This is a genomic window from Ruegeria sp. CF4 (assembly GCF_056537345.1).
Window position 1 is genome coordinate 266,660 of the sequence record NZ_JBQFRJ010000004.1, and the last position, 12,263, is coordinate 278,922.

The 12,263-nt window shown below is 57.9% G+C and carries 18 protein-coding genes; 8 read left to right on the forward strand and 10 right to left on the reverse strand.

Annotated elements, in window-relative coordinates:
* Positions 1 to 4 precede the first annotated feature (4 nt).
* Complete coding sequence (gene kdsA, locus ACR0NF_RS11930; RefSeq protein ID WP_480470511.1) at positions 5 to 838, forward strand: 3-deoxy-8-phosphooctulonate synthase; 834 nt, start codon at positions 5 to 7, stop codon at positions 836 to 838.
* Between the two features lie 15 nt (positions 839 to 853).
* Entirely contained in the window at positions 854 to 2,350 is a 1,497-nt protein-coding gene (locus ACR0NF_RS11935; RefSeq protein WP_480778306.1) for a phosphomannomutase/phosphoglucomutase, read from the forward strand.
* A gap of 27 nt (positions 2,351 to 2,377) precedes the next feature.
* On the opposite strand, the gene ACR0NF_RS11940 is transcribed toward ACR0NF_RS11935, so the two are convergent.
* The gene (locus ACR0NF_RS11940) at positions 2,378 to 4,306 is read right to left on the reverse strand and encodes an AsmA family protein (protein ID WP_480778307.1); all 1,929 of its coding nucleotides are present in this window, start codon (positions 4,304 to 4,306) and stop codon (positions 2,378 to 2,380) included.
* A gap of 93 nt (positions 4,307 to 4,399) precedes the next feature.
* On the opposite strand from ACR0NF_RS11940, the gene rimO reads away from it, so the two are divergent.
* Positions 4,400 to 5,797, forward strand: coding sequence for a 30S ribosomal protein S12 methylthiotransferase RimO (gene rimO / locus ACR0NF_RS11945; RefSeq protein WP_480667582.1), 1,398 nt, complete (start codon positions 4,400 to 4,402; stop codon positions 5,795 to 5,797).
* Between the two features lie 4 nt (positions 5,798 to 5,801).
* On the opposite strand, the gene ACR0NF_RS11950 is transcribed toward rimO, so the two are convergent.
* Complete coding sequence (locus tag ACR0NF_RS11950) at positions 5,802 to 6,158, reverse strand: diacylglycerol kinase (RefSeq protein ID WP_480778308.1); 357 nt, start codon at positions 6,156 to 6,158, stop codon at positions 5,802 to 5,804.
* A 133-nt stretch (positions 6,159 to 6,291) separates the two neighbouring features.
* Entirely contained in the window at positions 6,292 to 6,480 is a 189-nt protein-coding gene (locus tag ACR0NF_RS11955) for a hypothetical protein (protein ID WP_480470516.1), read from the reverse strand.
* A 215-nt stretch (positions 6,481 to 6,695) separates the two neighbouring features.
* Here ACR0NF_RS11955 and ACR0NF_RS11960 point away from each other — a divergent pair, with 215 nt between their 5' ends.
* The gene (locus ACR0NF_RS11960; protein WP_480470517.1) at positions 6,696 to 6,938 is read left to right on the forward strand and encodes a CDGSH iron-sulfur domain-containing protein; all 243 of its coding nucleotides are present in this window, start codon (positions 6,696 to 6,698) and stop codon (positions 6,936 to 6,938) included.
* Positions 6,939 to 6,943: 5 nt separating this feature from the next.
* On the opposite strand, the gene ACR0NF_RS11965 is transcribed toward ACR0NF_RS11960, so the two are convergent.
* The 5 genes from ACR0NF_RS11965 to ACR0NF_RS11985 form a co-directional block, all read right to left on the reverse strand.
* Positions 6,944 to 7,201, reverse strand: coding sequence for a DUF6455 family protein (locus tag ACR0NF_RS11965; RefSeq protein WP_480470518.1), 258 nt, complete (start codon positions 7,199 to 7,201; stop codon positions 6,944 to 6,946).
* Positions 7,202 to 7,209: 8 nt separating this feature from the next.
* Positions 7,210 to 7,470, reverse strand: coding sequence for a DUF6455 family protein (locus tag ACR0NF_RS11970; protein WP_480470519.1), 261 nt, complete (start codon positions 7,468 to 7,470; stop codon positions 7,210 to 7,212).
* A gap of 14 nt (positions 7,471 to 7,484) precedes the next feature.
* Positions 7,485 to 7,736, reverse strand: a complete 252-nt coding sequence (locus ACR0NF_RS11975) for a DUF6455 family protein (RefSeq protein ID WP_480470520.1) — start codon at positions 7,734 to 7,736, stop codon at positions 7,485 to 7,487.
* 68 nt (positions 7,737 to 7,804) lie between these two features.
* The gene (locus ACR0NF_RS11980; RefSeq protein ID WP_480470521.1) at positions 7,805 to 8,167 is read right to left on the reverse strand and encodes a YigZ family protein; all 363 of its coding nucleotides are present in this window, start codon (positions 8,165 to 8,167) and stop codon (positions 7,805 to 7,807) included.
* Positions 8,167 to 8,868 (reverse strand): M48 family metalloprotease, encoded by a 702-nt coding sequence (locus ACR0NF_RS11985; protein WP_480470522.1) that lies wholly within the window; start codon positions 8,866 to 8,868, stop codon positions 8,167 to 8,169. Before ACR0NF_RS11985 ends, ACR0NF_RS11980 begins: the two co-directional genes overlap by 1 nt.
* Before the next feature lie 120 nt (positions 8,869 to 8,988).
* Here ACR0NF_RS11985 and ACR0NF_RS11990 point away from each other — a divergent pair, with 120 nt between their 5' ends.
* From ACR0NF_RS11990 to ACR0NF_RS12000, 3 genes are all read left to right on the forward strand, one after another.
* On the forward strand, positions 8,989 to 9,237 hold the full coding sequence (locus tag ACR0NF_RS11990; protein ID WP_480470523.1) for a hypothetical protein: 249 nt from the start codon (positions 8,989 to 8,991) through the stop codon (positions 9,235 to 9,237).
* Positions 9,238 to 9,374: 137 nt separating this feature from the next.
* Complete coding sequence (locus ACR0NF_RS11995; protein ID WP_480470524.1) at positions 9,375 to 9,953, forward strand: nitroreductase family protein; 579 nt, start codon at positions 9,375 to 9,377, stop codon at positions 9,951 to 9,953.
* Positions 9,950 to 10,648: an EI24 domain-containing protein gene (locus ACR0NF_RS12000; RefSeq protein WP_480470525.1), complete on the forward strand. Its 699-nt coding sequence runs from the start codon at positions 9,950 to 9,952 to the stop codon at positions 10,646 to 10,648. The genes ACR0NF_RS11995 and ACR0NF_RS12000 overlap by 4 nt, the downstream gene beginning before the upstream one ends.
* A 4-nt stretch (positions 10,649 to 10,652) precedes the next feature.
* Here ACR0NF_RS12000 and ACR0NF_RS12005 read toward each other — a convergent pair whose 3' ends face one another.
* On the reverse strand, positions 10,653 to 10,928 hold the full coding sequence (locus ACR0NF_RS12005; protein WP_480470526.1) for a DUF1467 family protein: 276 nt from the start codon (positions 10,926 to 10,928) through the stop codon (positions 10,653 to 10,655).
* 5 nt (positions 10,929 to 10,933) lie between these two features.
* Entirely contained in the window at positions 10,934 to 11,338 is a 405-nt protein-coding gene (gene mce / locus ACR0NF_RS12010) for a methylmalonyl-CoA epimerase (RefSeq protein ID WP_480778309.1), read from the reverse strand.
* A 136-nt stretch (positions 11,339 to 11,474) separates the two neighbouring features.
* Between mce and ACR0NF_RS12015 the strand changes: the two genes are divergently transcribed.
* Positions 11,475 to 12,191, forward strand: coding sequence for a response regulator (locus tag ACR0NF_RS12015; RefSeq protein ID WP_480470527.1), 717 nt, complete (start codon positions 11,475 to 11,477; stop codon positions 12,189 to 12,191).
* Positions 12,192 to 12,263: the final 72 nt, after the last annotated feature.

A 12,263-nucleotide genomic window follows, 5' to 3' on the forward strand; every position in this document is an offset into this window, starting at 1 on the left:
ACCCATGAAACATATAAAAATCGCCGACCTGACGGTTGGCAACGATCTTCCGCTGACCATTATCGCCGGCCCCTGCCAGCTTGAAACCGCCGATCACGCCCAGATGATCGCAGGCACCATGAAAGAGGCCTGCGATGCCGCAGGCGCGCAATATGTGTTCAAGGCCTCCTACGACAAAGCCAATCGAACCTCATTGTCCGGAAAGCGCGGCATGGGTATTGATGCGGGCTTGAAGGTGCTGGATGATATCCGCACGACCATGGGCATTCCAGTTTTGACGGATGTTCATACCGAAGCCCAGTGCGCAATCGCGGCTGAGGCAGTCGATATCCTTCAGATTCCGGCTTTCCTGTGCCGCCAGACAGATATGCTGCTGGCTGCAGGCAATACTGGCAAAGCGGTAAACGTGAAAAAGGGCCAGTTTCTGGCTCCGTGGGAGATGCCCAACATCGTTACCAAGATCGAAAGCACCGGTAACCAGAATATCCTGCTAACCGAACGCGGCACCTCATTTGGCTACAACACTCTGGTGGCCGATATGCGCTCACTGCCACAGATGGCGAAAACTGGGTATCCAGTGGTCATGGATGCCACCCATTCAGTGCAACAGCCAGGTGGTCAGGGTGGTTCTTCCGGCGGGCAGCGTGAGTTTGCTCCAGTCATGGCGCGGGCTGCTGTTTCGCTGGGTGTCGGCGCTTTGTTCATCGAAACGCATCAGGACCCGGACAATGCACCATCAGACGGCCCCAACATGATTCCGCTGGATCAAATGAGCCATCTGATTGACACGTTGATGCGTTTTGATGCGCTCGCCAAAGAAAACCCGATTCAAATTTAGCGATTGAGATTTGTAATGACCAAGCCCCTTGCCGAGGTGACCCCGAACACCTGGAGTTTCTTGCGCGACCCGATGATCAAGCCGACCGGTTTTCGCGAATACGATGCGCGGTGGAAATACCCCAATGAGATCAACCTGCCGGGCATGACCGCTCTTGGCCTCGGTCTGGGTAGCCAGATGCATAAGCACGGGATCGAGCCGGTGATTGCGGTTGGCAATGACTATCGCGACTATTCTCTGTCGATCAAGAACGCGCTGATCGTGGGGCTGATGCAGGCAGGTATTCAGGTCAAAGATATCGGCCCGGCGCTCAGCCCTATGGCCTATTTTGCGCAATTCCATCTGGATGTGCCTGCGGTGGCGATGGTGACGGCCAGCCACAATCCAAACGGTTGGACCGGCGTCAAAATGGGCTTTGACCGCCCCCTGACCCATGGTCCCGACGAAATGTCAGAACTGCGTGACATCGTCCTGAACGGCGAAGGCGTTGCGCGTGCAGGCGGGTCCTATGAATTCGTTGATGGCGTGAAAGAGGCCTATATCGACGATCTGATTGGTGACTTCAAAATGTCCCGCCCGCTCAAGGTCGTGTGTGCCGCAGGCAATGGAACAGCCGCCGCCTTTGCACCTGAAATCTTTGAACGCATTGGTGTCGAGGTCGTACCGAGCCATACAGAGCTGGATTACACATTCCCCAACTACAACCCGAACCCCGAGGCCATGGAAATGCTGCATGACATGGCCGACACGGTCAAAGCCAGCGGTGCTGATCTGGCCCTTGGCTTTGATGGGGATGGCGATCGATGCGGGGTAGTGGATGACGAAGGCGAAGAGATTTTCGCCGACAAAGTCGGTGTCATCATGGCCCGCGATCTGGCCAAGCTCTATCCGGGATCGACCTTTGTGGCTGATGTGAAATCGACGGGACTGTTCGCCAGTGATCCTGAGCTACAGGCCCATGGGGTGAAAGCCGACTACTGGAAAACCGGTCACAGCCATATGAAGCGCCGGGTCAAGGAAATCGGCGCACTGGCCGGGTTTGAGAAATCGGGTCACTACTTTCTGGCCGAACCGGTGGGGCGCGGATATGACTGCGGCATGCGCGTGGCGGTGGAAATCTGCAAGCTGATGGACCGCAATCCGGATCAGAGCATGTCCGACCTGCGCAAAGCGCTGCCCAAAACGTGGTCCACACCCACAATGTCGCCGTACGCCGCTGATACCGAGAAATACGATATTCTGCAGCGGTTGGTCGAGAAACTGGTCGCCAAGGCCGACGCGGGTGAGAGCTTTGCCGGTCGTGCGATCAAAGAGGTCGTGACCGTCAATGGCGCGCGGGTCATTCTGGACAATGGCAGCTGGGGGCTGGTGCGCGCGTCTTCGAACACCCCGAACCTTGTCGTGGTTTGTGAAAGCAGTGAAAGCGAAGACGAGATGCGCGCGATCTTTGCCGATATCGACGCCGTTATCCGCACCGAACCCGGCGTTGGCGACTACGATCAGACAATCTGATCTTTCGGGGGCGTGGTGCGCCCCCGGCTAATCCCCGCCAAGCAGCTTCAGAAGGCCTTTCTTGGCCTCCTCCTCAAGCTTCTTCTTCAACGCATCCTCGACCTGCCCGGTTTCGGTAATCGTGGTATCAAGCTCGTCCCCAACCTTTTGTAAAACCTTATTCTTGGCGTCATCCTCCAGCTCTTTGATCTTGCCCTCGGCGGCGGCTTCGATGACTTTGCTCAGATCCGGCTTGATCGAAGGGTTGCTCCATGGTCCCACGATCCGAACCGGGACTGAGATGCCCTGACCCGAATTGGCCCGCAAGGCTACGGGTGTGAACAGATAATCAATGTCACGCGCGCCCAGACCCACGCGCCCAGACCCATCCGCGCGGAAATTGTCCAGTTGCATCAGCAGATCGTTATTCGTCAGATCACCGTTTTGCATCGTGAAACTGGCCGTCAGACTGTTGAATACAGTCGTTCCGCCCGCGCCCTCACCGCGGCCCATCAGCCGGTCAAGATCGAGCCCCGAGATTACCCCTTTGCCCACATCGATACGGCCTTTGCCATTCAGCGAGCGCATGATCTGATCTTCAGTCTGCCCAACCCCCAGAAACTCAAGCGTGCCCGAGCCAGTTCCGGATAAGCGTTCGATATCCCCCAGCGTGGTCAACGCCTCTTTGATATCGATATTGTCAGCCTTCAGATTGCCGCCAACCGACAGGCCATTGCGGTTGTTGGCGACGACCTGACCGTTCAGTTGGCCCGAAAACAATGAAGCCGGTTGCATCTTGAGAACTGCGCGCGAGCGGTCGAGGCTGAGCATCAGATCACTTTGCCCAAACCGCATGCCCGGCACTGCAATTGAGTTAGCCTGCAAGCGGATTGTTCCATTCGCCAGCGCCAGAAACGAGGCATCGATCGGTTGTTTCGACCATCCGTCCGAACCCGACCCTCCACCAGATGATCCCTCTCCCGCCACTTTCGACAGATCGAGATCACCGGCCTTCAGACGCGCGGTAATCTGCGGCGGATCGGATATCTGGATGTCTGCTTCGCCATCCAACCGATTGCTATCCAGAATCGTGACCATATCGCGCAAGGAAATCCGGCCATCACTGGTATAGGTCATCTGCCCCGAGACCGAAGCCACACGCCCCAAGCCTTCGGGTACCGTTACACCGCCCTGCCCGAACGCAGCCAGCATCTTATGCGTGTCACGCGCTGTAACTGTGGTCTTGCCATCCATTTCACCAGCCAGATTCACCCGGCCTGAGAACTGAACATCTCCGCCCGGAGCGGTCAGGCTCAGTTCAAGTGGTGTCACCACCCCGTTGGAAAAGGCAGGCAAGTCGGGGATCGTCAGGTCGACTTCTACCGCACCTCCAGGCACGGGCATGCTGGCTTGCATCTCCATAGGGTCGGTGATGCCGGGCCAGCGCGCAGACAGGTCGACATTGGCAAAATCCATGCTGATCGCGCCGTCCTCGACATAGACCAGCCGGGCATCAGTTAGCTCCAGCCTCTCCAACGTGACCGGTCGGCTTTCAGCAGCTTGCGCCGATCCACTGGTGCCGGAGGAATTGTCAGGCTGATGCAGTTCCCAGTTCCCGCGCCCCTCCGACCGCTCCAATCGCAGCACCGGACTGTCGGCCAGCACCCGCTTGATGCGGATATCCCCCGACAGCAACGCAGAGGCATCAACCCCAACGGCCAGACTTTGCGCGCTGAGCATCGGCTCTGACCCGGCCCAGGGTGCATTGCCGAAGGTAACCGGCCCGGTTTCCATCCCCAAAACCGGCCAGAAAGACAGCCGGACATCGCCCGACAGCTTCAAATCACGACCCGTTTGCGCTTTGACCTGCTCGGCCAGAATGGTCGCCAGCTTGTCACCGGGCATCAGCAGCAACGCGCCAATGACCAGCCCGAAGGCCGCAACCAAAAGGAAAACGATACGAATGAGCCACCTCATGGGTCTGCCTTTCCGGCTTATCTGCTCTGTTTCAAGTCAGCCCTGTGCGGGCAATATTTGCAAGGGGAAGCTTTCCCCTCTATATGCCCGGCCATGAGTACGAACCCACCAAACCTCCGCCCTGATCTGGCCCCTTCGGCACAGATCACTGATACTCCGCGACGGGGCCAGCCCACCCTTGGGATGGTGTCTTTGGGATGCCCCAAGGCTCTGGTCGACAGTGAACGTATTCTGACCCGGCTACGGGCCGAAGGATACGGCATTTCGCCGGATTATGCGGGCGCCGATGCCGTGATTGTGAACACCTGCGGGTTTCTGGACAGCGCCAAAGCCGAGTCGCTGGAGGCCATCGGCGAAGCGCTGGTTGAGAACGGCAAGGTTATCGTGACGGGCTGTCTGGGGGCCGAGCCGGACTATATCCGCGAACACCATCCCAGGATTTTGGCCGTCACCGGACCTCATCAATACGAACAGGTACTGGATGCGGTCCACGCCGCCGTGCCGCCAGACCCGAACCCCTATGTCGATCTGCTGCCCGCCTCTGGCGTCAAGCTGACGCCGCGCCATTACAGCTATCTCAAGATTTCCGAGGGCTGTAACCACAAGTGCAAGTTCTGCATCATTCCCGATATGCGCGGCAAGCTCGCCAGTCGCTCAGCCCATGCGGTGCTGCGCGAAGCCGAGAAACTGGTCGACAACGGCGTGCGCGAGTTGCTCGTGATCTCGCAGGACACCTCGGCTTATGGGCTGGACCGCAAATATGACATGAACCCGTGGAAAGACCGCGAGGTGCGCAGCCATATCACCGATCTGGCACGGGAGCTGGGGCAGTTCGACGCCTGGGTAAGGTTGCACTATGTCTACCCTTATCCGCATGTGCGCGATTTGATTCCCCTGATGGCGGATGCGGGCTGCAATTTGCTGCCCTATCTCGACATTCCGTTCCAACATGCCCACCCGGATGTTCTGAAACGCATGGCTCGTCCTGCAGCGGGGGCAAAAACGTTGGATGAAATCACAGCGTGGCGCGCCATCTGCCCGGACATCACCCTGCGCTCGACCTTCATCGTCGGTTATCCCGGCGAAACCGAAGCTGAATTCCAAACTCTGCTGGACTGGATGGATGAGGCGCAACTGGATCGCGTCGGCTGTTTCCAGTATGAAAACGTGGACGGTGCCCGGTCGAACGACCTGCCGGATCACGTCCCTGCCGAGCTAAAGCAAGAGCGCTGGGATCGGTTCATGGAGAAGGCACAGGCCATTTCCGAGGCGAAACTGGCGGCGAAGGTTGGTCAGACGCTTGAGGTGATCGTCGATGAGATCGATGACGAAGCCGCAACCTGCCGGACCAAATCAGATGCGCCCGAGATTGACGGAAATCTGTTTATCGACGAGGGGTTCGAGGCTCTGAAGCCCGGAGATATCGTCTCGGTCGAAGTCGATGAAGCTGGCGAGTATGATCTGTGGGGGCGGCTGCAGTCGTCAGGCTGAACGCTCAGAACAACCCGATCAGCGCGAACACCCATGCCACGCCTGCTGCAATGGCGGTCAGCGCAACCGCTGCGCTGGCTGCGTCTTTGGCCTGCCCCGCAAGAGCATGGTGATCGGTTGAGGTGTGATCGACAGCACGTTCGATGGCGGTATTGAACAGCTCGGTCACCAGCACCAGCAAACCCATGATCAGAATCAGCGCCCGTTCTGTCGGGCCCAATGGCAGAAGAAACGCAAGCGCGGCCGAGATCAGATTGGCCCAGCCCCAGCTCCGAAAGGAATACTCGTCACGCCATGTGGCGCGCAGGCCCTGCCAGCTCCAGCGGGTGCGGTCATTCAGGCGGGTAAAGAAATTTCGCATAGGTCCGTCCGGTGGAAATTCGTGACCACAGGTTCAGCAGCGACTGTGAAAAGGCAAGAAAAAACCGCCTCGAATGCGGCGGTCTAAGCGGTACGGATGCAGACGGCCCCAACCGGGACCGCCTGCAGGCGATTTATTGTGTGACCGGATTACAGACAGTCTGGCCCGCTTCGGTCGTGGCCAGTTCATAGCCTGCCGCACAGCTGGGCGTACCGTACTTATCATAATCAGGCTGGATGTAGACCGGGGTCGGCTCTTCCTGCTGCGAGCATGCAGTCAGAACAACAGCTGTAGCGCAGATGGCAGCAAATTTCAGTTTCATGTCCGTCAATCCTCTATTACTTTTCTGATATTGCCCAGTTTTTCGGGGCCGGTGTCAGAATAAGACCAAGTTACTGATCTGGCAACCGAATCGATCACGAGGTTGTGAATTAAGGCGGAACGACGCTGGGGCCGCGATCTGAACCGGTGCTCTATCCTTTTCATTTCCACGCTCTACACTGTGTTTCTGATGCCAGCCAACAACGGAGACGCCAAATGTCAGATGCGCCGATCATTGCTCAAAAAGGTCCCTTTCCGGTCGAAGTGACCAAGGGAAAAACCTATTTCTGGTGCGCGTGCGGCAAATCCCAACGTCAGCCATTCTGTGATGGCTCGCATAAGGATACCGGGCTGGAGCCGATGAAATACACCGCTGAGAGTGACAAGAAGCTGTTCTTCTGCGGCTGCAAACACAGCACAAATCCACCACTGTGTGACGGATCTCACGCCGAACTGTAAGGCGATCAAAGCAGGTCGTTCAGCGGTTTCGAATTGGCGCAGAACGCAGGTGCTTCCTTGGCCCGTGACTGCTGGGCTGCGAGCCAGACCTGACATTTCTCGCTGCAATCAGAGGCGCGGCAGCGGGTTACGATTTGGGCATAGTCGTCGGGGGTCAGTTTACCTTCGGCCATCGCTTCGGTCAGGGATACCCCCATACAGCGTGCGACCGAGCGTGTTAGCCAGAAATGCGTTTCGATTTCCCCCAATGGAACCTGTGGCATCTGCTCACCTATGACTCTCGGAGCTTCAGCGCCGTAAACCGATCCCGGTTCGGGCAGGTGCAAGGCGCGCGTTCTGCGGTTTTGTTGTCATCCATCCAGTCCGGGCAGGCACACGCCCATTCGCATCCGCGGCAAAGCTGAATCATCTCGGCCCAATCCTGCTGGCTCAGATGACCATCACGATGCGCTGCGACCAAATCTGTACCGGTCGTGCGTGCCATGCGCAGCACCAACCTGAGATGTGTCATCACCTGACCGAGCTGTGTCATGACAGCCCCCGAGCCTAGGGTATCAACCGCTGCAACAACTCCTGGTTTCGGCAATATTCCGGGGTTCGGGACGCGGCCGGAGTTTCTGCCAGAAACGATTCGCAGTGACCTGGGTTGGGGCAGCCTGTACAGCGCAGGACGGCCTCTGATATTTCATCAATTCGCAAGGCACCGTCGAGTGCGGCTTCCTGCAGATCTACGCCCAGCGTTGTGGCCATCTCGTCCACAAGACCGGCATGACGTTTGAGCGTTTCGCGGTGGGACATGCGGTTTCCTTTCCCTGTCACGCTTTTGGGAAAGCTATCCGATCCGGCCAAGCGCGCCTTGACTCAGGTCAAAGGCCCAAATGATCCAGATAGGCCCGTGTCGCGTCCTGAACCCTTCGAAACCGGTCACCGCCAAGTTTCTTACCGCCATACCAACGGGTTACGATGATGACGTGGTCCGACAACCCGGCCCGTTCCATCATCCGCAAAATCACCATCGCGGCGCCGGTTTCCCCGTCGTCCGCCTTAAGTGCTCCTGTCGGCAGCATCGCCGCCCAGGTGTTATGCGTGGCCTTGGCATAGGCTTTGTCGGATTTCAGATCGACGAGCACGGCATCCACCTCGGCCCGACTGGTAACCTGTGCACCCGTCACGGCGTATTTTGATCCTCGATCGCTGAGGACGACGCCCAGCTGCGTCAAACCCGCCATTACTGCAATCCCAACTGACGCGCTGTTTGCAAGACCGCCTCGACCCGTTTGGCATTGGGCGGATGCGTGGCGAGGAACCGGTCACCCGGATCGGGAATGCGCTGAAAGAACATCATGCCGACCAGTGGATCATACCCGGCCGAATGGGTGATCACCGTGCCCAACTGATCTGCCTCCAATTCAAACTGTTGCGTGTAGTTTTGAACGCCGACCTGAGCCCCCAATTTCTGCGCCCGTTCGATGCCTGCCGTATCCTCGCCCCGTTCTCGCGCGAGATCGCCGAAGATTTTCGCGCTTTCCTTCGCATTGGCCGCCTGCCGCGCGATATGGCCCAGAACGTGATGCGCAGCCTCGTGGCTCATGACAAAAGCAATTTCATCAGCGTTTTGCGCCGACCGGATCATCGGTTGAGTGAAGATAATCAGCGGACGGCCATCGTCATCCAGCGTCTGGAATGCATTGGCAGGTGCATTGGGATTCAGATCGACCAATACGACAAAGTCGCAATTGCTTGAGGGCGCACGGCGGCGGCACTCTTTTCCGGCAGCAATCGCAACATCGCGCCCGACTTTCTCAAAGCTGCGTGCCGTGGCCTTCTTGCTCGTTGAGTTTGGCTTCCAGTTCTCGGCTGGAACCGCTACCAAAGACGGAGTGTCACACGCGGCCAGAAGCAACACCAACATCAGGGCAAGACGGCGCATTGGGGTTCCTTTCAGGCGCTTCGACCGAGGCCGAGCATAACCCGGCTTACCAGACGGGACCACCGCGGATTGCACGCCTATCGGGTTGCATTACAGCCCCGTGATCGGCACTCTGCATTCATGTTTTCTATCGAACACGAATTTGACTCGACGGTCATCACGCTGGTGGATGAAGGCGCAAAGCCTTTGCAGGAAGATATTGTGATCAACAGCTTCGCCGAATGCGTAACAATCGAGCAGTTGGACACCCGCACCGACCAGATCCAAAAGATCACGCTGTCGCCTGAACAGGTACGTGATCTGGCCGCGGCACTGGACCTGCCTGAAGGTGTTTACCAGATTCGCGAAACCGATGGTCCCAAGGAATAGCAGTTAAGTTCTGCCCTGGTAACCGATCACGGACAGTATTTCCGATTGAATTTGTCATCCTTTCGGGGGCAGTTTGCCCTTGAAAGCGGTCGGCATGCCTCCGACATACAGACTGCCCATGTGAAGGAAGTTAACATATGTCCCTGAAGAACCAAGCTGCGTTGGATTTTCTACAAGTGCGCCGCTCGCGCCCGGCGAAGACCCTGGTCGCGCCTGCCCCGACCCGCGATGAGCTGTTGCCCCTGCTCACAGCCGCCGCGCGCAGTCCGGATCATGGCAAGCTTGAACCCTGGCGGTTTGTTGTCATTGAAAAGGGCGCAATGCAGCGTTTGGCCGAGCTGACCGAGACCCGCGGTCAATCTCTCGGCAAGACCCCGGAAGACATTACAAAGGCCCGCAGCCAGTTTGACATGGGACATCTGGCAGTCGCGATCATCGAGGTACAGAAACCTTCGGACAAGATCCCGGCAATCGAACAGACCTATTCCGCCGGAGCCGTCTGCCTGGCGCTTCTGAACGCCGCGTTGGCAGCCGGTTGGGGTGCGAACTGGCTGTCGGGTTGGCAATCCCATGATCGCGCGTTTTGTCAGGCGGCGCTGGGTCTGACGGACAACGAATCCATCGCGGGTTTCATTCACATCGCGACCGAGGGTACGGCTCCACCCGAACGGCCACGCCCCGATATCACCGCCCTGACCCAGTGGGTTTCGGAATGATCATCATTCATTCGTTTCTTCAGGCGCTCGGCCAAATCGGTGATCCCCGGTTCCGCAAGGTGCTGCTGCTGGGTGTCGGATTGACCTTCGCGTTGCTGGTAGCGGCCTATGCCGGATTTCTCTGGCTGATCAATGTTCTGGTCGGGGAACAAGCGACACTGCCGATACTGGGAGAGGTGACATGGCTGAACGATCTGCTCAGCGTGTCGTCGTTTCTGCTGATGATGGTGCTGTCAGTATTCCTGATGGTGCCGGTGGCGTCTGCGATCACATCCATGTTTCTCGACGAAGTAGCTCAAGCAGTCGAGGACCGGCACTATCCCGGCTTGCCTCCGGCCCAACGTATTCCCTTTGGTGATGCGCTGCGTGACACGCTCAGCTTTCTGGGTGTCCTGATCGTCGCCAATCTCCTGGCTCTGATCCTCTACGCCGTGTTCTCGCCTTTCGCGTTGTTCATTTTCTGGGGCATGAACGGTTTTCTGCTGGGACGAGAGTATTTCACCCTCGCCGCCATGCGCCGATTAGGCCGCGAAGGGGCACGGAAACTGCGCGCAAAACACAGCCTCACCATCTGGGTGGCAGGGATTCTGATGGCCGTTCCCTTGTCGGTACCGTTGGTGAACCTGCTGATCCCGATCCTGGGGGCCGCAACTTTCACCCATCTCTATCACGGTTTGTCTAACACGCGCGCCTGAAGCGCTACTCGCGCGGTTCCAGCTGATTGAGCCAGTCGAAATCGCGCACCGAGATCAGACCAGAAATGATGATGCCTGCGATGATCGCCCAAAGAATCACTGTTATCCCCGTGGTGATCCAGAGCTTCTTTTTCATGTGATGCACTTCCGGCGCACCCGCATGGGTGCCCGGAACGATATCCCCAAGGTCACCCTGCGTTTTAATCCGTATCGGCAGTACGATCAGCAGGGTCAGAAACCAGATGACCGCAAACAGGACCAGAGCAGCAGTGATCGTCATCGGCGTCAGACCTGTTCCAACTCAACCAGGCAACCGTTGAAATCCTTGGGGTGCAGGAACAGAACCGGTTTGCCATGAGCACCGATCTTAGGTTCACCCGACCCAAGAACGCGCGCGCCGGTCTCTTTCAGGTGGTCGCGTGCGGCGATGATGTCCTCGACCTCATAGCAAACGTGGTGGATGCCACCCGACGGGTTCTTTTTGAGGAATCCGTTGATCGGACTGTTTTCACCCAACGGGTACAGGAGTTCGATCTTGGTGTTGGGCAGTTCGATGAACACGACAGTCACCCCATGATCGGGCTCATCCTGCGGCGCGCCAACCTTGGCCCCCAAAGCGTTGCGATACTGGGCTGAAGCGGCCTCGAGGTCGGGAACCGCGATGGCAACATGGTTGAGACGACCGATCATGGAACTCTCCTTCCGTTCTGCGTTGCAGCGGTTATGGGGTCTGTCCCGTCAAAGGGCAAGTGCGCCAAAACGCGCGTTAACCCTGTATTAGCCGGAAGTTCCTAGCGTGAGGCATCTGCTAATCAGGAGTTCTGCCATGGACGATTCGGGACCTTTCGCCCCTCCGGCGCTGGCCACCAAGATGCGGCCGCTGCTGGGCCAGACCATCCTTGTGGTCGAAGACAGCCGCTATGCCTGCGATGCAATTCGCTTGATGTGCCTGCACAGCGGTGCACGTATCCGACGTGCGGACTGCCTGAAATCGGCACGGCGTCATCTGCAGATATACCGTCCCTCGGTGCTGATCGTCGATATGGGGCTGCCGGACGGCTCTGGCGCTGATCTGATCGCTGAACTCACCCACGCGGTGCCGCGAATAGCGGTCATCCTCGGCATGTCAGGCGATGACAATTCCAAATCGGTCGCCTTGCGTGCGGGGGCAGATGGATTTCTGGCCAAACCTCTGAACTCACTATCCTATTTCCAAAAAACAATCCTTGAGCTTTTGCCCGAAGATCGCCGACCCAGCGACTTAGATGCGGTGCGCGATGAAATCGTTCATCCTGATCCTCTGGCTTATCAAGACGATATGGCCCATATCGCTGATGTGCTGACCGGACCGACCAATCAGCAAACACTGGATTACGCGGCGCAGTTTCTGCAAAGCGTGGCGCGGGATGCACAGGACACTGTCCTCGAAGATGCAGCACTTCGGCTTGCCGCATCGCGAAGGCAGGGGGCTCCGGTCACGGCTCAAGCGGCGCGGGTCGCTGGCCTTGTGCAGGAACGCCTCGAACGGCAGGAGGCGATCTGAGATGCTGACGGCCTATTTCCTGACTGCATCCTTCTTGTTTATCTGGCTTTACCGCCAGACGCGTCAGACCGC

Bases quoted from the DNA above. Each gene is read 5' to 3' on its own strand.
- kdsA (WP_480470511.1), top strand. From the start codon at position 5: ATGAAACATATAAAAATCGCCGACCTGACGGTTGGCAACGATCTTCCG.
- ACR0NF_RS11935 (WP_480778306.1), top strand. From the start codon at position 854: ATGACCAAGCCCCTTGCCGAGGTGACCCCGAACACCTGGAGTTTCTTG.
- ACR0NF_RS11940 (WP_480778307.1), bottom strand. From the start codon at position 4,306: ATGAGGTGGCTCATTCGTATCGTTTTCCTTTTGGTTGCGGCCTTCGGG.
- rimO (WP_480667582.1), top strand. From the start codon at position 4,400: ATGAGTACGAACCCACCAAACCTCCGCCCTGATCTGGCCCCTTCGGCA.
- ACR0NF_RS11950 (WP_480778308.1), bottom strand. From the start codon at position 6,158: ATGCGAAATTTCTTTACCCGCCTGAATGACCGCACCCGCTGGAGCTGG.
- ACR0NF_RS11955 (WP_480470516.1), bottom strand. From the start codon at position 6,480: ATGAAACTGAAATTTGCTGCCATCTGCGCTACAGCTGTTGTTCTGACT.
- ACR0NF_RS11960 (WP_480470517.1), top strand. From the start codon at position 6,696: ATGTCAGATGCGCCGATCATTGCTCAAAAAGGTCCCTTTCCGGTCGAA.
- ACR0NF_RS11965 (WP_480470518.1), bottom strand. From the start codon at position 7,201: ATGCCACAGGTTCCATTGGGGGAAATCGAAACGCATTTCTGGCTAACA.
- ACR0NF_RS11970 (WP_480470519.1), bottom strand. From the start codon at position 7,470: ATGACACAGCTCGGTCAGGTGATGACACATCTCAGGTTGGTGCTGCGC.
- ACR0NF_RS11975 (WP_480470520.1), bottom strand. From the start codon at position 7,736: ATGTCCCACCGCGAAACGCTCAAACGTCATGCCGGTCTTGTGGACGAG.
- ACR0NF_RS11980 (WP_480470521.1), bottom strand. From the start codon at position 8,167: ATGGCGGGTTTGACGCAGCTGGGCGTCGTCCTCAGCGATCGAGGATCA.
- ACR0NF_RS11985 (WP_480470522.1), bottom strand. From the start codon at position 8,868: ATGCGCCGTCTTGCCCTGATGTTGGTGTTGCTTCTGGCCGCGTGTGAC.
- ACR0NF_RS11990 (WP_480470523.1), top strand. From the start codon at position 8,989: ATGTTTTCTATCGAACACGAATTTGACTCGACGGTCATCACGCTGGTG.
- ACR0NF_RS11995 (WP_480470524.1), top strand. From the start codon at position 9,375: ATGTCCCTGAAGAACCAAGCTGCGTTGGATTTTCTACAAGTGCGCCGC.
- ACR0NF_RS12000 (WP_480470525.1), top strand. From the start codon at position 9,950: ATGATCATCATTCATTCGTTTCTTCAGGCGCTCGGCCAAATCGGTGAT.
- ACR0NF_RS12005 (WP_480470526.1), bottom strand. From the start codon at position 10,928: ATGACGATCACTGCTGCTCTGGTCCTGTTTGCGGTCATCTGGTTTCTG.
- mce (WP_480778309.1), bottom strand. From the start codon at position 11,338: ATGATCGGTCGTCTCAACCATGTTGCCATCGCGGTTCCCGACCTCGAG.
- ACR0NF_RS12015 (WP_480470527.1), top strand. From the start codon at position 11,475: ATGGACGATTCGGGACCTTTCGCCCCTCCGGCGCTGGCCACCAAGATG.